At 64.8% G+C, this 20256-nt stretch carries 19 protein-coding genes; 10 read left to right on the plus strand and 9 right to left on the minus strand.

The features are described from left to right. Nucleotides 1-5: 5 nt before the first annotated feature. The 6 genes from LCM4577_RS13150 (at nt 6) to LCM4577_RS13175 (ending at nt 6367) form a co-directional block, all read left to right on the plus strand. Nucleotides 6-869, plus strand: coding sequence for an ABC transporter permease (locus LCM4577_RS13150; protein ID WP_071071581.1), 864 nt, complete (start codon nt 6-8; stop codon nt 867-869). Next, nucleotides 869-1681, plus strand: a complete 813-nt coding sequence (locus tag LCM4577_RS13155; protein ID WP_071071583.1) for an ABC transporter permease — start codon at nt 869-871, stop codon at nt 1679-1681. Before LCM4577_RS13150 ends, LCM4577_RS13155 begins: the two co-directional genes overlap by 1 nt. An 11-nt stretch (nt 1682-1692) precedes the next feature. After that, nucleotides 1693-2454, plus strand: coding sequence for an SDR family NAD(P)-dependent oxidoreductase (locus LCM4577_RS13160; protein WP_071029519.1), 762 nt, complete (start codon nt 1693-1695; stop codon nt 2452-2454). 386 nt (nt 2455-2840) lie between these two features. Further along, nucleotides 2841-4211 carry a glutamine synthetase family protein gene (locus LCM4577_RS13165; RefSeq protein ID WP_071071585.1) on the plus strand — a complete coding sequence of 457 codons (1371 nt, stop codon included), beginning with the start codon at nt 2841-2843 and terminating at the stop codon, nt 4209-4211. 2 nt (nt 4212-4213) lie between these two features. Beyond that, nucleotides 4214-5512: an FAD-binding oxidoreductase gene (locus LCM4577_RS13170; protein WP_071071586.1), complete on the plus strand. Its 1299-nt coding sequence runs from the start codon at nt 4214-4216 to the stop codon at nt 5510-5512. A 69-nt stretch (nt 5513-5581) separates the two neighbouring features. Then, the gene (locus tag LCM4577_RS13175; protein ID WP_244508311.1) at nt 5582-6367 is read left to right on the plus strand and encodes a DeoR/GlpR family DNA-binding transcription regulator; all 786 of its coding nucleotides are present in this window, start codon (nt 5582-5584) and stop codon (nt 6365-6367) included. A gap of 175 nt (nt 6368-6542) precedes the next feature. Here LCM4577_RS13175 and LCM4577_RS13180 read toward each other — a convergent pair whose 3' ends face one another. The 6 genes from LCM4577_RS13180 to LCM4577_RS13205 form a co-directional block, all read right to left on the minus strand. Then, nucleotides 6543-7049 carry an L-2-amino-thiazoline-4-carboxylic acid hydrolase gene (locus tag LCM4577_RS13180; protein ID WP_041006487.1) on the minus strand — a complete coding sequence of 169 codons (507 nt, stop codon included), beginning with the start codon at nt 7047-7049 and terminating at the stop codon, nt 6543-6545. Nucleotides 7050-7113: 64 nt separating this feature from the next. After that, the gene (locus tag LCM4577_RS13185; RefSeq protein ID WP_071071588.1) at nt 7114-7890 is read right to left on the minus strand and encodes an ABC transporter ATP-binding protein; all 777 of its coding nucleotides are present in this window, start codon (nt 7888-7890) and stop codon (nt 7114-7116) included. After that, nucleotides 7887-8903, minus strand: a complete 1017-nt coding sequence (locus tag LCM4577_RS13190) for an ABC transporter ATP-binding protein (protein WP_071071590.1) — start codon at nt 8901-8903, stop codon at nt 7887-7889. Before LCM4577_RS13190 ends, LCM4577_RS13185 begins: the two co-directional genes overlap by 4 nt. Continuing rightward, nucleotides 8900-9730 (minus strand): ABC transporter permease, encoded by an 831-nt coding sequence (locus LCM4577_RS13195; RefSeq protein WP_071071592.1) that lies wholly within the window; start codon nt 9728-9730, stop codon nt 8900-8902. The genes LCM4577_RS13190 and LCM4577_RS13195 overlap by 4 nt, the downstream gene beginning before the upstream one ends. Beyond that, a complete protein-coding gene (locus LCM4577_RS13200) occupies nt 9727-10713 on the minus strand; it encodes an ABC transporter permease (RefSeq protein ID WP_071071593.1) in 987 nt (328 codons plus the stop codon). The genes LCM4577_RS13195 and LCM4577_RS13200 overlap by 4 nt, the downstream gene beginning before the upstream one ends. A 273-nt stretch (nt 10714-10986) precedes the next feature. After that, on the minus strand, nt 10987-12597 hold the full coding sequence (locus tag LCM4577_RS13205; protein ID WP_071071595.1) for an ABC transporter substrate-binding protein: 1611 nt from the start codon (nt 12595-12597) through the stop codon (nt 10987-10989). 333 nt (nt 12598-12930) lie between these two features. On the opposite strand from LCM4577_RS13205, the gene LCM4577_RS13210 reads away from it, so the two are divergent. Further along, a complete protein-coding gene (locus LCM4577_RS13210) occupies nt 12931-14124 on the plus strand; it encodes a Xaa-Pro peptidase family protein (protein ID WP_071071597.1) in 1194 nt (397 codons plus the stop codon). 172 nt (nt 14125-14296) lie between these two features. Here LCM4577_RS13210 and LCM4577_RS13215 read toward each other — a convergent pair whose 3' ends face one another. The 3 genes from LCM4577_RS13215 to LCM4577_RS13225 are packed head-to-tail and all read right to left on the minus strand — an operon-like array spanning nt 14297 to nt 16771. Beyond that, entirely contained in the window at nt 14297-14713 is a 417-nt protein-coding gene (locus LCM4577_RS13215; protein WP_071071599.1) for a cupin domain-containing protein, read from the minus strand. 4 nt (nt 14714-14717) lie between these two features. Next, nucleotides 14718-15563 (minus strand): phosphoenolpyruvate hydrolase family protein, encoded by an 846-nt coding sequence (locus LCM4577_RS13220; protein ID WP_071071600.1) that lies wholly within the window; start codon nt 15561-15563, stop codon nt 14718-14720. A gap of 11 nt (nt 15564-15574) precedes the next feature. Beyond that, nucleotides 15575-16771: a Tm-1-like ATP-binding domain-containing protein gene (locus LCM4577_RS13225; protein WP_071071602.1), complete on the minus strand. Its 1197-nt coding sequence runs from the start codon at nt 16769-16771 to the stop codon at nt 15575-15577. Nucleotides 16772-16925: 154 nt separating this feature from the next. Here LCM4577_RS13225 and LCM4577_RS13230 point away from each other — a divergent pair, with 154 nt between their 5' ends. The 3 genes from LCM4577_RS13230 to LCM4577_RS13240 all read left to right on the plus strand — a co-directional run bounded on the left by LCM4577_RS13230 (nt 16926) and on the right by LCM4577_RS13240 (nt 20256). Next, nucleotides 16926-17621 carry a TetR/AcrR family transcriptional regulator gene (locus LCM4577_RS13230; protein ID WP_071071603.1) on the plus strand — a complete coding sequence of 232 codons (696 nt, stop codon included), beginning with the start codon at nt 16926-16928 and terminating at the stop codon, nt 17619-17621. A 343-nt stretch (nt 17622-17964) separates the two neighbouring features. After that, nucleotides 17965-19281 carry an ABC transporter substrate-binding protein gene (locus LCM4577_RS13235; RefSeq protein WP_071071605.1) on the plus strand — a complete coding sequence of 439 codons (1317 nt, stop codon included), beginning with the start codon at nt 17965-17967 and terminating at the stop codon, nt 19279-19281. A 69-nt stretch (nt 19282-19350) separates the two neighbouring features. Next, nucleotides 19351-20256, plus strand: coding sequence for a carbohydrate ABC transporter permease (locus LCM4577_RS13240; protein ID WP_040987414.1), 906 nt, complete (start codon nt 19351-19353; stop codon nt 20254-20256).

The following is a 20256-nucleotide window of genomic DNA, read 5'->3' on the forward strand; positions in this document are numbered from 1 at the left end:
TCCCGATGCGCCGCAGTCTCTTTCGCAAAAACCTCGTGACGGCGCTGCTGCTCGCCCCGGCGGCGCTGTGGCTGGTCGTCTTCCTGGTGCTGCCCTTCGTCGCCATCGCCATCTTCAGCGTCGGCGAGCGGGCGCCGGAGGGCGGCTATCAGACGGCGCTCACCTTTGCGCAATACGCCAATTTGCCGGCGCGGGCGACCGCCTTCTGGAACACGATGGTGCTGGCGCCTGTCGGCGCTTTGGCCTGCCTGCTCGTCGCCTATCCGGTCGCCTACTATCTGGCGCTGCGGGCGCCTGATCGCTGGCGGCTGATCCTGCTCGCGCTGATCGTCATCCCGTTCTGGACCAGCCTTCTGATGCGCACCTATGCCTGGATGTACATCCTCGGCGGGCGCGGCATCCCCGCCCTGCTCGCCTATGTCGGCATCGAGGATCTGAGGCTGATCAACACGCCGGGCGCGGTGCTGCTCGGCATCGTCTACGGCTATCTGCCGCTGATGATCCTGCCGATCTATGTCAGCCTCGAGCGGCTCGACCGCCGGCTGCTGGAGGCCTCCGCCGACCTGGGTGCCACGCCGCTGTCGACCTTCCTCGGCGTGACGCTGAGGCTGTCGCTGCCCGGCGTGATGACCGGCTTCTCGCTGGTGATGATCCTGCTGCTCGGCGAATATCTGATCCCGACGCTGCTCGGCGGCGGCAAGGTGTTCTTCATCGGCAACGCACTGGTCGATCTCTTCCTGCAATCACGCAATTGGCCATTCGGATCGGCCATCGCCATCACGCTGGTGCTGGTCTCGGTCGTGGTGCTGATCGTCGCCAACCGCATCTCGACCCGGCTTTCGGGCGCACGCCGGGTGGACCTGATCTGATGCGCGCCTTCGTCGTTGCCGTTTTTGCGTTCCTCTATCTGCCGATCGCGCTGGTCGTGCTGTTCTCCTTCAATGCCGGCCACCATGCCAGCGAGTTCACCGGCTTCTCCGTACAATGGTACGGCAAGGCGCTGTCCAATCCCTTCCTGGTCGAGGCGCTGAAGAACAGCCTGTTCATCGCCACGACCAGCGCGCTGCTCGCGGCCTTCTGCGGCACGGCCGCAGCGCTCGGACTGCAGCGCGTCAGCGCGCGGACGCGGGCGCTCTTCGACGCGCTGCTGGGCGCCGCGATCGTCGTTCCCGGCGTCGTCATCGGCATCTCGACACTGGTGGCGCTGGTGCAACTCTTCGCCGTCGTCAATCCGTTCCTCGCCTCGCTGTGGCCGACCGACCAGCCGCCGCGGCTTTCGCTGGGCTACGGCTCGATCATCGCCGCGCACGGCCTGTTCTCCATGGCGCTGGTGACGATGATCGTCGGCACGCGGCTTGCGAGCCTCGACCGCAACCTGGTCGAGGCCTCGAGCGACCTTTACGCCACGCCGCTGACGACGTTCCGCTCGATCGTGCTGCCGCAGATCATGCCGGCGGTGATCGCCGGCTTCCTGCTCGCCTTCACCTTCTCCTTCGACGATTTCATCATCGCCTTCTTCGTCGCCGGCGCGCAGACGACCTTGCCGATCTACGTCTTCGCCTCGATCCGGCGCGGCGTGACGCCGGAGATCAATGCCATCGCGACGATCGTGCTCTGCGCGTCGGTCCTGCTCGTGCTCCTCGCCCAATGGCAGCTCGGCCGACGGAAGCCATCGCCTTGAAAGACCAATCCATGATCTTGAAAGACCGCATCGCCATCGTCACGGGCGCTGGATCGGGCATCGGGCGCGCCGGCGCGATGATCATGGCGCGGGAAGGAGCGCTCGTGGTCATCGCCGACCGCGATCCGGCGGCCGGCGAAGCCACCGCTTCCGACATCCGCGAAGCCGGCGGCCGCGCCGAGGCCGTCGCCACCGATGTCGGCGACGATACGGCCGTCGAGGGCCTCATAGAGGGAACGCTCAGTAAGCATGGCCGTATCGACATCCTGCACAGCCATGCCGGCATCCAGGTCGGCGGTACGCTGACGGAAGTCGGCACGGACGGGATGGACGCCTCGTGGCGGATCAATGTGCGGGCGCAGTTCCTGGCGGCCAAGACGGTCATGCCGGCAATGATCGCTCAGGGCGGCGGCGTCATCCTCAACACGGCGTCCAATTCCGGGGTGTTCTACGACCGCGAGATGATCGCCTACGCCACCTCCAAACATGCGGTGGTGGCGATGACCCGGCAGATGTCGCTCGACTACGCCAAGCACAATGTGCGCATCAACGCGCTCTGCCCGGGCTGGGTCGACACGCCTTTCAACGCGCCGTTCATCGCCCAGATGGGCGGGCGCAACGCAATCGAGAATTATGTCCGCACCAAGATCCCGATGGGGCGCTGGGCGAGCGCGCAGGAGATCGCGGAGGCGATCCTGTTCCTCGTCTCCGACCGTTCGTCTTTCATGACCGGACAGGCCCTGGTGATCGACGGCGGCGAGAGCATCGGTTGATCTGCTCCAGCAAAGCGGACTTGCGCCGGCGGCGATGATGGTTCAAATCATGGGTTCCACTTCGATGAGACCCGTCATGAAAGCTGCAAAACAGCAATACCGCGAAAGGCATCCGGTTTTTGCCGGCGGTATTTCTTTTGCGCGCGCCGGGTACCACTGATCATGCGCTGCTGCCGCCACGAGAACCTGCAGCGCGCGGAGGAGACCAAGGTCGGTTCGCATGTGGTTCGTGACGGCTGGACCGAAGGGGTGCGAGGCGTTCTGCACCCGGCCTTTCGGCCGGTCATCAGGCGGGCGTCCGTCCTCGGATAACGCAGCTTAGATAACGCCCTACCCGGAACGGACATGCCCGCCGAAGCGATCTCTCCTTCGTACGGACATGACCAATGCCTGACAATCTGAACATTTCAATCCCCGGCGCGGACACGCAAAGCTGGCTGAAGACGCACGCGATCAACGAAGTCGAATGCTTCGTGCCGGACGTCAACGGTGTGCTGCGCGGCAAGACCTTGCCGGTGGCCAAGTTCCTCAAGGCGCTCGACGACCGCGCGCTCTATCTGCCGAGCAGTGCCTTCTTGGTCGCCATAGATGGCCGCTATTCCGGCTCCATCGACGAAGGCTTCGCCTACCAGGATCCGGACATGCGCATGGTGCCGGACGTTTCGAGCCTATGCCTTGCGCCCGGCAGCGCGGGCCGAGCCTATGTTTTCGCCGACACGTTCCACATGGACGACCGACCCTGGATGGCTTCGCCGCGCCATGTGCTGAAAGCCGTGCTCGACCTTTATGAGCAGCGCGGCTGGYGCGCGGTGATGGCGCCGGAGCTCGAATTCTACTTGACGGCGCCAAATCCCGATCCGGATCGTCCGATCACGGCGCCGGTGGGACGCAACGGCCGGCCGGAAAGCGTGCAGCATCCTTACGACATGCAGGCGATGGAAGAGTTCGAAGCCGTGACGCGGCGGCTCTATGAGCATGCCGCCATCACCGGCCTGCCGGTGGAGACGCTGATCCATGAATCCGGCACGGCGCAGCTCGAGATCAATCTGCTTCATGGCGATCCGCTGACGCTCGCCGACCAGGTGCTTCTGTTCAAGCGCCTGGCGCGGCAGATCGCGCAGGCGAACGGCATGCACGCCACCTTCATGGCTAAGCCGATCGCCGCGCAGGCCGGCAGCGCCATGCATCTGCACATGTCGATCGTGGACCGGAAGGGCGAGCCTCTGTTTGCCGGCGAGGACGGCGAAGACAGCGAGATGTTCTCGCATTTCATCGGCGGCCTGCAGAAATATATCCCCGAAATCATGCCGCTGTTTGCGCCGCATGCGAATTCGTACCGGCGCATCCGGCCCGGCCATAGCGCGCCGGCCAACATCGAATGGTCGCACGACAACCGCTCCTGCGGACTGCGCGTGCCGCTGGGCGGACGCGCCGCGCGCCGCATCGAGAACCGGCTGCCTGGGGCGGACGCCAATCCCTATCTCGCTATGGCCGGCTCGCTGATTGCCGGCTATCTCGGCATCGAGGAGAAGCTTCCGCGCTCGGAAGAGGCCTTCGGCAATGCCTATAAAAGCAAGAGCACGCTGCCAAAGACGATGGAGGAAGCGCTCGACCGTTTCGCCGCCTGCGAGCCCGTGCGAGCGCTGCTCGGCGAGGACCTCTTCCAGACTTACCTGCGTGTGAAGAGCGTCGAGCTCGACCTGTTCCAGAGCGTCGTGACGTCCTGGGAACGCGACCACCTGCTGCTCAAGGTGTGACCATGGCTTCGCGTTCGACGGGTTTCAATTCCGGTCTCGATATCGGCAAATCCTATTATGTCGCCACCGCCAATCCGGCGCCCGATCATCTGGCGTTAGCCGGCGATGTAGAGGCCGACCTGGTGGTGGTTGGGGGCGGCTGCACCGGCCTTTCGGCGGCGCTGCATGCGGCCGAGCGTGGCCTTAAGGTGGTGCTGCTCGAAGGCGGCAAGATCGGCTGGGGCGCCTCGGGCCGCAATGGTGGCCAGATGATCCCCGGCCTGCGCAAGGGCGCCAGGGGTCTGGTCAAGTCTTTCGGGCCGGAACGGGCGAAGGCGCTGTTCGACCTCGCCTTCGAGGCGCGCGGACTGGTGCTCGACATCATCGGGCGCCACGGCATCGAATGCGACTTGCGCCAGACCGGCCATCTGGTCGGCGCCGTCAGCGCTTCGGATGTGCGCGACTTCGAGGAAGAGGCCGAATGCCTCGCCAAGGTGATGAAGTTCACCGATGTCGAGATCCTGTCGGCTTCGCAGGCGCGGCAGATGGTGGATACGCCTTATCAGGGCGCGGTCTACGAGAGGCTCGGCGGCCATATGCATCCGCTGAACTACACGCTGGGGCTCGCCCGCGCCGCTTCTGCAACGGGCGTCGTCATCCACGAGAACTCGGTCGCCGTCCGGCTGGAGCGTGAGCCGTCGATCCGGGTGTTCACCGACAAGGGCTCTGTCCGCGCCCGGCATGTGGTGCTGGCGGGCGATGCGTTGCTCAAGGGGCTGGAACCGCGTGTCAACAGCCGCATCATGCCGGTCGGCAACTATATCGTCGCCACCGAGCCTTTGGGCGAGCGCAATGTCGTTCCGGCCAATGTCGCCGTCTCGGACACGCTGTTCGTCGTCAATTACTACCGCATGTCGGCGGACGGCCGCCTGCTGTTCGGCGGCGGCGAGCGCTACACGCCGTCGCCGCCGGCCGATATTGCCGGCTTCGTGCGGCCGCACATGGAAAAGACCTTCCCGCAGCTCAAGGGCTGCCGCATCGACCACGCCTGGGGCGGGCTTGTGTCGGTGACGACGTCGCGCCTGCCGCATGTCGGGCATTATGGCGAGGTCTATTTTGCGCATGGCTATTCCGGCAAGGGCGTCATCCTGTCGACGCTGTCGGGCAAGCTCCTGGCGGAAGCGATCACGGGCGACGCCTCGCGGCTCGACCTGTTCTCGACGCTGACGCCGCTGCCGTTCCCGGGCGGCACGGCGCTGCGCGGTCCGCTCTATGTGCTCGGCATGCTGTGGTATGCGATGCGCGATAGGCTCAGACACTGACGCTGGCTTCCTATTCCCGGCGTGGCTAGTGTCCCCACGCCGGGAACGAAATCCCGGGAAGGAATACCGATGAACATCGAGCCGGGCCGACTGACCAAGAAAGAACGCCACGAGCTGATCCTGTCAGAGGTGCGGCGCTCGGCCTCGATCCGCATCTCGAAGCTGGCGCGCCGCATCGGCGTCGCCGGCGAGACCATCCGCCGCGACCTGATCGAACTCGGCGAAGCAGGGCTCATCAACCGCACCTATGGCGGCGCCACCATTTCGCTGGTGACGTCGGAACCGGTTATCGCCGAGCGCGGCCTCACCATGGTGGAGGAGCGGGCCCGCATCGGTCGCGGCGCCGCCGGACTGATCGAGAAAGGCTCCATCGTGATGATCGATGGGGGGTCGACCACCTACGAGGTGGCGCGCAGCCTCTCGCAGCTTGGGCGGGATCTGACCATCATCACCAACTCCGTCGGCGTCGCCTCGGTGGCCGGCGCCAATCCGGGCTTCCGCGTCATCCTTTGCCCCGGCACCTATGACAGCCGCGAGGCCGCGGTGCTCGGCGAGGACACGGTCGAATTTGTGCGCCGCTACAATGCCGATATCGCCATCATCGGCGCCTCGGCGCTCAATGCCGAAGGGCCGAGCGACATGATCTCGGGCGCGGCGGCGGTGAAGCGGGCGATGATGGCACGATCGCTGTCGACCATGCTGGTCGTCACCAACGACAAGTTCGGCCGCAGCGGCCTCGAGCGGATCTGCGCGCTGAGCGAGATTTCCGATGTCGTCACCGACAGCGAGCCGGCAGCGGAGCTGCGCGCCGCGATCGACGAGGCGGGCGGCGAGCTGCATGTCTTTGCCGAATAATTCTCGGCTCTATCTCCTTGTTTCGCGCAATTCCGCACAGAAAACCGCGACGCACTTTTCCTGGAATTGCTCTAATGCATGTCGCCCAAAAGTGCGCAGCGGTTTTGGGGGAACGACATGCATCAAAACAAAGACTTAAAGCGCGTCGACTGAATCCACTTCAGCGCGACGCGCATTAAGCGTCGCGGTTGGTCAGCGCGATGTGGCAGCAGCCGGGGCCGTGGCCCGGCGTCCAGGTGATATTGGCGAAGCGCACGCCGGTCGCCTCGAACAGGCCGCGGTCGAAGGCGCCGGCGATGCGGCAGAGCGTGGTAAGTTTCTCCTCGCCGACGCCGGCCTCGACCCACGCGTCCTTCAGCGGGCAGCGCTTGACCTTGAAGGCTATGTGGTCAGGCCCGCGCTCGACTTGGGTCGGATACATGCGACCGCCATCGGGGCTGACGGCGAGGAACGCCTCGCCGATTGCCGGCGCGTCGTTGGGGCCGAAATCGGCGAAAGCGGCTGCTGCGACTTCCCGGCCGCGCTTTTCGATCGTGCGTATCATGACCGCCTCGGCCTTCTCGGCGCCGAGCTCGGCGGTGAGCTCGTCGAGGAAGAGGCGGTAGAGGTCGGCGCGGTTGCGGAAGGCGGAATCGAGCTCGCGCGACAGTTTCTCGGCCCTGGCTGCTTCGGGATCGGTCATGGTGCGTCCTGATCTTGTTTTTTGACCATGATCCTGTCCGCAAATCGGTTGCCACTTTCCGGGATCATGGTCGGCTCCTGGTCAATCTTGGCGTCGCCGTCACAAGCGCCTTGCCGATCGCCGATTGCGGGTCGGCGATGACGGCGCGGGCATCGCCGCTCTCGGCGATCCGGCCGGCGTCGAGGATGATGACGCGGTGCGCGACGGCGCGGATGACGCCAAGGTCATGCGAAATGAACAGATAGGCGATCCGTTCCTGCCTTTGCAGGTCGAGCAGCAATTCGAGGATCTGGCTGCGCACCGAGACATCGAGCGCCGACACGGCCTCGTCGAGCACGATCAGCGAAGGCCGCGTGGCGATGGCGCGGGCGATCGCCACGCGCTGGCGCTGGCCGCCGGAAATCTCGTGGATGGCGCGCGCGGCAAGGCCGGCGTCGAGGCCGACGCGCTCCAGCAACGCCGCGATGCGGCGCGGGCGCTCGGCGCGCGTGGCGATGTTGTGAATGCGCATGGGATCGTCCAGCACGCGCGCCACGGTGGCGCGTGGGTTGAAGGCGGCGAGCGGATCCTGGAACACCATCTGCAGGCGGGCGCGGCGCGCACGCAGCGCGGCGCCCGACAGCGCGAGGAAATCCGCGCCTTCGAATGCGATGCGGCCGGCATCGGGCTCGATCAGCCGCAGCACCAGCCTGGCGATGGTGGATTTGCCGCTGCCGGACGGCCCGGCGAGCGCCAGCGTCTCCGCGGGCCCGATCTCGAAGGACACATCGTCGACTGCCGCGAACGGTTTATCGCCGCGACGATAGCGCTTGGTGAGACTGGAGACGGCAAGCACGCTCATGCCGAAGCGCCTTGCCGGTCAAGCAACGGCTTGGCATCGAGGCCGAGATGGGCCTCGAGCAAGGCGCGCGTATAGACATGGCGCGGCGCTTCGATGAGCCGTCGGGTCTCGCCAAGTTCGACCAGTTCGCCGTGGCGCAGAACGGCGATGCGATCGGCAAGCGAGGCTGCAAGCGCGATGTCGTGGCTGATGAAGATGAGCGTCATGCCGTCCTCGGCAACCAGCCTGCGGATGAGGGCGACAATCTCGGCCTGGACGATGGTGTCGAGCGCGCTGGTGGCTTCGTCGGCGATCAACAGCTTCGGCCCGGCGGCAATGGCGGCAGCGATCGCCACCCGCTGCTTCTGGCCGCCGGAGAGCCGGTGCGGGTAGGCGCGGAGGGCCGAGCCCGGGTCGGGGAGGCGGACGCGTTGGAGCAGGGTTTTGGCCTTGGCGTAGGCTTCGGGCCAGGTCAGTTCGAGATGGGTGCGGGCGACCTCGGCGATCTGCTTGCCGACCGGCATCACGGGGTCGAGGCTGGAAGAGGGGTCCTGGAAGACGAAGCCGATGTCACGGCCGAGGCGAGGTGCCTGGTTTTCGCCAATCGCGGGTGGTCGGCGTTCCGGCACACCCCCCTCTGGCCTGCCGGGCATCTCCCCCGCAAGGGGGGAGATTAGGCCGTCATCTCCGCCTTCGCCAATCTCCAGAGTTGCAGGAGGAGATGAGCCGTCGGCGGAGCTGCCAATCTCCCCCCTTGCGGGGGAGATGGCCGGCAGGCCAGAGGGGGGTGCGAAGGAACGAGGCATCTGTGATTGGCTTGCTGACCACTCAAGCGTCCCGCCAATCTCGGCACCCCTCGCCAACAACCCCGCAACCGCCAGCGCCAGCGTGCTCTTGCCCGAGCCGCTTTCACCGATGATCGCCAGGCGCTCTCCCGCGACAACTTCCAGGCCGACGCCCTTCAGTGCCGGCACCTCAATACCGTCGCGCCGATAGGCCACCGACAGATCGCGGATCGAAAGCAGCGCGGTCACGACAGGCTCCTGCGCATTGCGGTGCTTTCCACCACGCCTTCGCCGGCGAGGTGGACGCCGAGCACGGTCAGCACGAGCGCGACGCCTGGCACGATCGACAGGAACGGCGCCGTGCGCAGCACCGTGCGGCCTTCGGCGATCATGCCGCCCCAGGTGACGCGGTTCGGATCGCCCAGCCCAAGGAAGGACAGCGCTGCTTCGGTCAGAATCGCGGCCGCCACGATCACCGATGACAGCGCCAGCACTGGTGGGAGTGCATTTGGGAGCACTTCGCGAAAAGCGATCTCCAGAGGGTGCATGCCGATGACGCGGGCGCCGGCGACATAGTCGCGCTCGCGGATCGACAGCACTTCCGCACGCGCCACCCGCGCCGGTCCGGTCCAGGCGCCGAGCGCGATGGCCGCGACGACCACACCGAGCGAAGGCCCGACAATGCTGACAAAGGCCAGCGCCAGCAGGAAGCTCGGCACGGTCTGGAAGGCGTCGGTGATGCGCATCAGCACTTCGTCAATCAGGCCTCCGGCGAAGCCGGCCAAAGTGCCGACCACCGCGCCGATCAGGAGCGCGGCGGCGGCCGCCGCCAGGCCGACGGCCAGCGAGGTGCGGGCGCCATGGAACAGCTCCGCCAGCACGTCGCGGCCGAGCCGGTCGGTGCCGAGCGGCACCGACCAGTCCCGGAAAGGCGGCTGCAGCGCCGGGCCGGCGATCGCCTGCGGGTCGCCGGGAAAGAGCAGCGGCGCCACCAGCGCCATGACGGCCAGCAAAGCGAGGATGAGCGCGCCGGCGACTGCTTCCGGCGTGCTCAAAAAACGGCGCAGGCGGCTCATGCGCTTGCCTCGCCGGCACCGACGCGCGGATCGAGGAAAGCATAGGCGAGGTCGACCAGCAGGTTGATGACGATGACGAGAACGGCGCTGACCAGGATGATGCCGAGCAGCAGCGGCGTGTCGCGGCCGGCGACGGCTTCCTGCGCCAGGCGGCCAAGGCCGGGCACGGCGAAGGCGCTTTCGATGACGACACTGCCGCCCAGCATCTGCGCCGATTGCAGGCCAAGCATTGTGACGAGAGGCAGGAGCGCGTTGCGGGCGACATGGGCAAGCACGATGCGGCCGCGCGTCAGGCCCCGGGCGCGGGCGGCAAGCACGAAATCCTGCCGCCAGGCCTCGGCCATGCCGGCGCGCATCATGCGCAGATAGAGCGCGAGATAGATGAGGCCCAGTGCCGAGACCGGCAGCACGAGGTGGGTGGCGATGTCGGCGGCGCGGCTAAACCCGGTCTTGGCCGACGCAATGGTCTCGATGCCGCCGATCGGCAGCCAGCGCAGATCGACGGCGAAGACGACGATGAGCACGAGGCCGAGCCAGAAACCGGGCACGGCATAGAGTGCCAGCGAGCCGACGGACAGGAAGCGGTCGCGGAAGCTCCCGGGTCGCGCGCCGGCATAGATGCCGAGCGCTGAGCCGAGGCCGAAGGAGAGCGCGGTGGCGCTGCCCATCAGGATCAGCGTGGTGGGCAGGCGCTCGAAGATGACGTCGCGGATCGGTCGCGAGAAGGTGACCGACTGACCAAGGTCAAGATGCAGCAGCGCCCAGAGATAGTTGGCGAGGCGCGTCAGCTCCGACTGGTCGAGGCCCCAGCGGTGGCGCAGCAATTCGATCATGCCGGCATCGCCGCCAGTCGAGACGATGTAGGCGTCGACGGCGTCGCCGGGGGCGGCTTCGAGCAGCAGGAAGCTGCCGATGACGACGATGAGGAGCACGAAGACGCTGCCGACGAGGCGGCGGCGCAGGAGGCGGAGGGCGCGGGTCATGCGCGCCTCGGTGGGTGGGGGGAAGGCTGGTTACAGGAAAAGCCGAGCCCAGTCCCCCCTCTCTGTCCTGCCGGACATCTCCCCCTCAAGGGGGGAGATTGGATTTCATCGAGGGCTTCGCTAATCTCCAACGTTGCAGAACTGGCGGGACAGAGAAACTGCTGATCTCCCCCCTTGAGGGGGAGATGTCCGGCAGGACAGAGAGGGGGGTGACGGAACGCGGCCTCCGGCCAAATTCCGATTTCTTCGCGAACTCTCATCCGCGCGAGTGTGTCACGATTCCAAATAGGTGTCCGCCCAGTTCGACACAGCCCAGCGCGGGTTGTTGGCGATGTTGCCGACCGTATCGCGGGCGACGGAGATGAAGCTCCATTCGGCGACGTTGATCAGCGGCAGGTCGGCGGCGACCTTTTTCTGGAACTCCTTGTAGAGCTCGGTGCGGGCCGCCGTATCCAGCGTCTCGGATGCCTTCGTGATCAGCGCGTCGAGCTCGGCGTTCCTGTAGCCGCCCTGGTTGGAAAAGGGCACGCCGTCGGGAATGCCGCTTTGTACCAGGATGGTGGTCGAGATCGCCGGGTCGCCACGGAACACCGGCGGGCCGACGGCAAGGTCGAAGGCGTGGTCGGTGTAGACCGCCTTGATGTGCGCGGCGGAATCGTTGTTGACGATCGTGGCGTCGATGCCGATGGCCGCGAGCGCCTGGCGCAGATAGTCGCCGAACTGCTTCGTCTCGTTGAAATAGGGCGCCGGCAAAAGCTTCAACGCAAAGCGCTTGCCGTCATCGGCGCGCTTGTAGCCGGCTTCGTCCAGCAGCGCGTTGGCCTTGGCGACGTCGAAAGGATAGGTCGGCACGTCGGCCGTGTAGAATTGCGGGTCGTTCTTCGGCACTGGGCCGGTAGCGGTCGCGGCGTAGCCGAGGAAGATCGTCTTGACGACGAAATCCTTGTCGATGGCATGCGCGATCGCCTGCCGCACTTTCAGATCGGCTAGCTCCTTGCGGCGGTGGTTGATCTCGACGACGAGCTGATAGGTCAGGCCCTCATAGCCCTTGGTGATGACCTTCAGGCCGGGCACCTTGGATATGCGGTCGAGGTCGGCGAGCGGCACGGCGGAGAAGGCGGCCAGCTGGATCTCCTCGGCCTCGAGTGCTGCCGCAGCGGACGTGCGGTCAGGCAGCACCTGGTAGACGATCTCGTCGAGATAGGGCTCGTCCTTGCCCCAATAGGCGTCGTTCCTCGTCAGCCGGTAATATTGGCCTGCCTTGTATTCGGCGAATTTGAACGGGCCGGTGCCGACCGGCGCGTTGTTGGCCGGATTGTCCTCGATCTTGCCCACTTCATAAAGGTGCTTCGGCACGACGCTGGACAGCGCCGGCAGCGCGTTGCGGATCAGCTGGAACGGCGTTGGCTTGGCGAATTTGAAGACCGCCGTCAGCTCGTCCGGCGTGTCGACGGCCTCCAGGTCCTTGAACACGGTGCGGCCGAGATTCTGCAGCGGCTTCCAGATCTGCAGCGCCGAGAAGGCGACATCGGCGGAGGTGAAGGGCTTGCCGTCATGCCATTTGACGCCGTCGCGCAATTTGAAGGTCGCCGACAGGCCGTCGGCCGCACCCTCCCAGGAAAGCGCCAGGCGGGGTTCGAGCCCGTCCTTGCCGTCGAAAGAGGCTTCGGCCAGCGTCTCGACGATCTTGCTGGAGATGAAGAAGACGCCGTTGGAAGCGACGATCGCGGGGTTGAGGTTGCGCGGCTCGGAATCGGCGGCCAGCACGAGACGGCCGCCCTTCTTCGGCGTCTGCGCGACGGCGATGGCCGGCAGCGCGGTCGAGGCCCAAAGCAGCGCCGAGCCGGCCAGCAGGCCGCGGCGTGAAATCGTCAATTCGGACATCGCTCAAACTCCCCTCTTCGCGCCATGGCAGGCGCGGCAATCGCGTGATTATGGCCCTTGGCAAAGGTTTCGCCAGAGACGGTTTTGGCGCATCATGGCTTGGCTTTGAAATTTCCGTCCGCTGGACCAGCCGGCCGAAGGAGCCTTCGACGCCTCGTCTGGTAGGACCAGATTATGGCGAAGCAGGATCAAGATTCGAACGGAAACTGCCTTCGGCGCGAAAGTGATCAATTCTGGCTGGACCAGAGTGGCCAAAATAATGCAGATTTGGCCGACAGCCATAAATCATGACGTTCGGCGCTCCTGCGGCCGATGAAAAACAGGGAGAGGCAGATGAACATCGCTCCGGGCAAAACCGAAGTCAGCAGCATTCCGTTCGACCAGGCGCGGGTGGACCGGCTGATGGAAGAGGCCGGCATCGACGTGCTCTTCGCCACCTCCAAGCACAACACGCAATATCTGCTCGGCGGCTACAAGTTCATCTTCTTCGCGGCCATGGATGCGATCGGCCACAGCCGTTATCTGCCGATTGTCCTTTACGAGAAAGGTGGGCCGGAGCATGCCGCCTATATCGGCAACAAGATGGAAGGCGGCGAGCACCAGAACCATCCCTTCTGGACGCCGACACTGCACGCCGCTTGCTGGGGCACGCTCGATGCCGCCAACCTGGCGGTCGAGCATCTCAAGCAGATCGGCAAATCGGCGGCGCGCATCGGCATCGAGCCGGGCTTCCTGCCGTCCGACGCCTATGCGCTGGTCCGCAAGGCTTTGCCGGACGCCAAGCTGATCGACGCGACCGGCATGCTGGAGAGCATGCGCGCCATCAAGACCGAGGCGGAGCTGGAACAGCTGCGTATCGCTTCCGAGCTGATCACGGATTCCATGCTGGCGACCATTGCCTGGGCGCGCGAAGGCACGAGCAAGACCGACATCATCGAGCGGCTGAGGCGCGAGGAGACCAATCGCGGCGCGCATTTCGAATATTGCCTGCTGACGCTGGGCTCCAGCCACAACCGCGCGGCTTCCAGCCAGGCCTGGAAGAAGGGCGAGGTGATGTCGATCGATTCCGGCGGCAACTATCACGGCTATATCGGCGACCTCTGCCGCATGGGCGTGCTCGGCGAGCCGGATGCCGAGCTGGAGGATCTTCTGGCCGAGGTCGAAGCGGTGCAGCAGGCGGCCTTTTCCAAGGTCAAGGCAGGCACGCTGGGCGGCGACATGATTTCGCATGCGGAAAGCGTGCTGAAGGCCTCCAAGGTTGCCGCCTATACGGATTTCTTCGCGCACGGCATGGGGTTGATCACGCATGAGGCGCCGTTCCTGATGACCAATCATCCGGTCGCCTATGAGGGCACCTATGCGGCCAAGCCGCTGGAGAAGAACATGGTCCTGTCGGTCGAGACGACCATGCTCCACCCAACGCGCGGCTTCATCAAGCTGGAGGACACCGTCGCGGTGACCGACGCCGGCTATGTGATGTTCGGCGACCGCGGGCGAGGGTGGAACGGGGGCGGGGCGGCAGCTTAGCCTCGGCGGTGCTCCCCCTCACCCGGATTGCCCCGAATTGCGAGCGCAATTCGGGGCAACCCGACCTCTCCCCGAGGGGAGAGGAGGATGCCAACGCTGGAGCCAGTCTCTTCTCCCCTCGGGGAGAAGGTGGCCGCGAAGCGGCCGGATGAGGGGGCTGCGACGCTGAAGATTATTTGCCCACCGGCAGCAGCCTGAAATCCGGGAGGTCGCGCAGCGCGAGTTCCGGTCCGGCGGGGGAATAGACCACGAAAAGCTGCATCGGCTGGTCGCCGATGTTGAGCGTCGAATGGAAGCGGCTCTCCGGCACGTAAATGGTGCAGCCGGGGCCGACCTTCGCCACCACCGGATTGCCCTTCTCGTCCTCGACCATCTGCTCGCCATTGCCGGAAATGACGAAGATGATCTCTTCGGCGCCGGGGTGGTTGTGGCGGGTATGGCCTTTGCCGGGCGGCAGGTCGACGACGCCGCCGGAGAAGCGGGCGGCGCCATTCACTTCCGGCGCGACGGTCAGCGACAGCTTGCCCCAGTCGAAGCCGAAGGCGCTGACATCCTTCGGGTAGACGAACACCTTGCTTCTGTCGGCCATTGCCTCATCCCTTCCTTTTCGCGATCGAAACCGCCTTGAAATCCGCCGTCTGCCTGGCGATTGCCGCTTCGGCCGGCAGACGCTCCATCGAGCTCGCGCCATAGAAGCCGTGCAGCCCTTCGCAGCGCTCGAGGATGTAGCGCGCGTCGTCGGGCATCGAGATCGGCCCGCCGTGGCAAAGCAGGATGACGTCCTTGCGCACCGAGCGCGCGGCGTCCGCAATGGCGTCGATCTCCTTGACGCAGGCGTCGAGCGTTTTCGCCGAGGTGGCGCCGATCGAGCCGCCGGTGGTGACACCCATATGGGCGACGACGATGTCGGCGCCGGCCCTGGTCATGGCGCGCGCCTCGTCCGGGTTGAAGACGTAGGGCGTTGTGAGCAGGTCGAGCTTATGCGCCCCGGCGATCATGTCGACCTCGAGGCCGAAACCCATGCCGGTCTCCTCGAAACTCTGGCGCATGGTGCCGTCGAACAGGCCGACGGTCGGAAAATTCTGCACGCCGGAAAAGCCCATTGTCTTCAACTCGGCCAAAAGCAGCGGCATGATGACGAAKGGGTCGGTGCCGTTGACGCCGGCCAGCACCGGCGTCTTCTTCACCACCGGCAACACCTCATAGGCCATCTCCTTGACGATCTCATTGGCGTTGCCATAGGCGAGCAGGCCGGCGGCCGAGCCGCGCCCGGCCATGCGGTAGCGGCCGGAATTGTAGATGATGATCAGGTCGATGCCGCCGGCTTCCTCGGCCTTGGCCGACAGGCCGGTGCCGGCGCCGCCGCCGACGATCGGCACGCCGTCGGCGATCATCTTGCGGAATTTTTCCAGGATCGTTTTGCGCGGAACGGCGGCCATGCTTGTCTGTCTCACTTCTTGGCAATGTCGAGGAACGCCTCGGCGGCAGCCTTGGCGAATTGGGGGTCGTTGATGTGCAGCGGCAGGCGCGTGACGGTGCGATCCTTCGTCGGCTCGATCGTGCGCGCGATAGCATCGAACAGCGCCGCATCGGCTTCCGGATCGAAGAAGGCGCCGCCTTCGATGTCGAGCGCCGAGACGCCCCTTTCGGGAATCAGGAAACGGACCGGGCCGTCGCATCGGGCGAGGCGACCGCCGATCCATTCGCCGATCTTGCGGCATTCCTCGGCCGTGGTGCGCATCAGCGTGACATTGGGATTGTGCTCGTAGAACAGTCGCCCACGATATTTTTCGGGGATGGTCGGCGGCGCCCAGAAGTTCACCATGTCGAGCGCGCCGACCGAACCGACATAGGGCAACTTCGTTCGGGCGATCGCGCCGAAGCGATCCTCGGTCGCCGGCAGCACGCCGCCGAACAAAAGATCGCAGACCTCGGTCGTGGTGATGTCGAGGATGCCGGCCAGCAAACCGCTGTCGGCGAGCTTCTCCATCGAGCGGCCGCCRGTGCCGGTGGCGTGGAAGACCATGCAGTCATAATCGGCACGCAAGCGCTCGACGATCGCCGTCACGCAGGGCGTGGTGACGCCGAACATGGTGAGCCCCAGCGCCGGCTTGCCGGCGGCGGCCGGGGCGGGCTTCGCGGCCATGCCGGCGATCGCCTGGGCGGCATTGTGCAGCACGGTGCGGGAGAGCCTGTTCAGTCCCGCCATGTCAGTCACCGACGGCATCATGATGATGTCGGAGACGTCGACGTAAGGCGCGGTATCGCCGGAGGCCAGCGTCGAGACCATAAGCTTCGGCAGGCCGAGCGGCAGCGCGCGCATGCCGGCGGTGACGATCGAGGTGCCACCGCCGCCGCCGATGCCGATCACGCCTGCGATGTCGTCGCGGGACTGGATGAAATTGGCGAAGGCGGCGCCCATGCCGGCAACGGCGGCGCCGCGATCGTCGATGCCGAGAACCGCGCCGGCTCCCTTGGCGTGATGCGCGGCGACCTCGCTTGCAGGGATGTCGACCGGGACGGTCGCGCCGCGCGTACCGATATCGACACGGACGACCGCGCCGCCGGCAGCAGTGACGGCATCGGCCAGGAAGGCGAGTTCCTCACCTTTGGTGTCGGCGGTGCCGACCACATAGATGCGCTTCATGCGCGGTTCCCCGTCGTCCGGCTTGGTCGGCTTTGCCGCCCGCCTTTTTGCCCACCCTTAAGCTCCTCGGCAAAAGCCTCGTCGCTGGTGGGGACCCCGATATTGCCCGGCATCGCGCCATTGCAAATTTTTGAGACGCGCGTATCGTATTGATATGGATGTCTCACGTCAACAAGCCGCCTCCAGCGATGATGCCGCGCAGGCTCCGGCCGCCGAGAAGGGGCCGCGCGCCCGCACAAAGCGGCTGATGCTGGAAACGGCGACGAGGCTGATGCAGTCCGGCATGACCCCTTCGGTCAGCGAGGTCGCGGAGGCGGCGGAGGTGTCACGCGCCACCGCCTACCGGTATTTCCCGAGCCAGGCGGCGCTGGTGCAGGCCGTGGTCGATGAAGGGCTCGGCCCGATCCTCACCTGGAAGTCGGCTTCCGACGATGCCGAGCGGCGCGTGGCGGATCTGTTCGCCACCGCGATGCCGCGCATCGAAGCCTTCGAGGCGACGTTCAAGGCGGCGCTGAAACTATCCCTCGACCAATGGGCGCGGCGCCAGGCCGGCACGCTCGGATCGGAGCCCGCCTTCACGCGAGGCCACCGCGTCGACCTGCTGAAGGATGCGATCGGGCCGCTCAAGGGACGCCTGAAGCCGCGCCAGTTCAAACGCCTGGCGCAGGCGTTGTCGCTGATGTTCGGCGTCGAGGTGGTCACGGTGCTGAAGGACATCTGGGGGCTGGACAGCGCCGAGATGGTGTCGGTGGCGCAATGGGCGGCGGGCGCGCTGGTGCGCGCCGCAATCGTGGAATCAGAGGCAAAATCAGCAGCAATGTCGGCGGTGTCGAAGGCGGCGGCCGTCTAAATCTGGTTCGACCAGATTATGAAGTCAGTTGCAAATGTTAATTGTGATGGGTAGCTCGCGACAAGGGCTCTGTATATCACAGAGTAGGAAAAACAAGGGAAAACAGTCGGATATCATAAGGATTGGCTAAATCAATCGCTCAAGAAAGCGCTTGACGCCAAGCGGGAATTGGTAATACCAGATTACAACCAAACAAAGCGGATCGAAAGTGACGGCTGCGATCCATTTCCGGCAGGGCGAGGAGGCCTGGAACCGGAAAGGCGCCATCACAGGAGGAACTACCAAGGCCGGCTTCGCTGCCGGTTCGCATGACACGGTAGAATGCGCACAAGGGAGGAAAACTATGCGCAAGATAGTGACCAGCGTGCTTGCTGGTGTCGGCATGGCGCTTGCCTGCGGGACGTCCGTCCACGCGCAGGAAAAGTCGCTCACCATCTTCTGGGCGGAATGGGATCCGGCCAACTACCTGCAGGAACTCGGCAACGAGTATGAGAAGGAAACCGGCGTCAAGATCACGGTCGAGACCACACCGTGGGCCGACTTCCAGACCAAGGCTTTCACCGAATTCAACGCCCATGGCGACGCTTACGATCTGGTGGTGGGTGACTCGCAGTGGCTCGGCGCGGGCTCGACCGGCGGTCACTATGTCGACCTGACCGACTTCTTCAACAAGCACAAGCTCAACGACGTGATGGCGCCGGCGACGGTCAAGTACTACGCCGAATATCCCGGCAACAGCGGCAAGTACTGGGCAATCCCGCTCGAGGGCGACGCCGTCGGCTGGTCCTACCGCAAGGACTGGTTCGAGGACCCGAAGGAGAAGGAAGCCTTCAAGGCCAAGTATGGCTACGACCTCGACGTGCCGAAGGATTTCAAGGCGCTGCGCGACATAGCCGAATTCTTCTACCGTCCCGACCAGAAGAAATACGGCATCGCCATCTACACCGATAATTCCTACGACGCGATGGCGATGGGTTTCGAGAACGCCCTGTTCTCCTATGGCGGTGAGCTTGGCGACTATTCGACCTACCAGGTCGACGGTCACATCAACTCGGACAAGGCGGTCGCCGCACTCGATGCCTACAAGGAACTCTACAAGTTCACGCCTCCGGGCTGGGCAAAGTCGTTCTTCGTCGAGGACAACCAGGCGATCACCGAGAACCTGGCGGCGATGAGCATGAACTACTTCGCCTTCTTCCCCTCGCTGATCAACGAGTCGTCGAACCCGAACGCCAAGAACACCGGTTTCTTCGCCAATCCTCCGGGCCCCAATGGCGACCAGTTCGCGGCGCTTGGCGGCCAAGGCATCTCGATCGTCTCCTACTCGCAGAAGCAGGACGAGGCGATGAAGTTCCTGGAGTGGTTCATCAAGGACGAGACCCAGAAGAAGTGGGCGGCGCTCGGCGGCTACACCTGCAGCGCCGCGGTGCTGAAGTCGCCTGAGTTCCAGAGCGCCACGCCGTACAACAAGGCCTTCTATGAGACCATGTTCAAGGTGAAGGATTTCTGGGCGGTGCCGGAATATGCCGAACTGCTGCAGCAGCTCAACCAGCGCATCTATCCCTACATGATCGGCGGTCAGGGCACCGCCAAGGAAACGCTGGACGCACTTGCCGCCGACTGGAACGCGACCTTCAAGAAATACGGCCGCGTGAAGTAAACGACATGCCTCGCGGAGGAGGCTTAGGAAGCCTCCTCCGTTTGTTTTTCAAGCATCCGGAGCAGGGTTTTGGCGACCACGATGATCACCACGCTCGACAGGTCCTCGCGGGCCGCGGCGCGCGGCCTCAGCGATATCTCGATCCGCAATCTCTTCATCATCCCGACGATCCTGTTCCTGATCGTCTTCAATATCTTCCCGCTGATCTATTCGCTGGGCTATTCGTTCACCGACTTCCGCGCTTCGACCAATGCGCCGGCCAATTTCGTCGGGTTGCAGAATTACCGCGACCTGCTCAACGATCCCTATGTCTGGTCGAACTTCGCCATCACCGCGAAATACGTCATCATCTCGGTCGCCGGCCAGTTGCTCGTCGGCTTCGGCGTGGCGATGCTGCTCAACCGCGACATACCGATGAAGGGGCTGCTGACGACGCTGCTGCTTCTGCCGATGATGCTTTCGATGGCGGTGGTGGGCCTGTTCTGGAAGCTGCTCTACGATCCGTCCTTCGGCATCATCAACTATGCGCTCGGGCTCGGCACTTTCGAGTGGCTGGCCGACCCGAAGATGGCGCTCTACGCGGTGGCGCTCACCGACATCTGGATGTGGTCGCCCTTCGTCATGCTGTTGTCGCTTGCCGGTCTCTCCGCGGTGCCGAAGCACCTTTACGAAGCCGCCGCGATCGACCGGGCCGGGCCGTTCTACACCTTCTTCCGCATCACGCTGCCGCTGGTCGCGCCGATCCTGATGATCGCCGTCATCTTCCGCACCATGGAGGCGTTCAAGACCTTCGACCTGGCCTATATCCTGACCAGCCAGCCGACGGCCGAGCTGATCTCGATCCGGCTCTACAAGATGGCTTTCCAGGAATGGCAGACGGGGCGTTCCTGCGCCATGGCCTACATCGTGCTCATCATGGTGCTGGCGATCACCAACATCTATGTCAAATACCTCAACAAGGTGAAGGAGCGCTGA

The sequence above is a fragment of the Mesorhizobium sp. LCM 4577 genome (genome assembly GCF_001854795.2).
GTDB classification, from domain to species: Bacteria; Pseudomonadota; Alphaproteobacteria; order Rhizobiales; family Rhizobiaceae; genus Mesorhizobium; species Mesorhizobium plurifarium.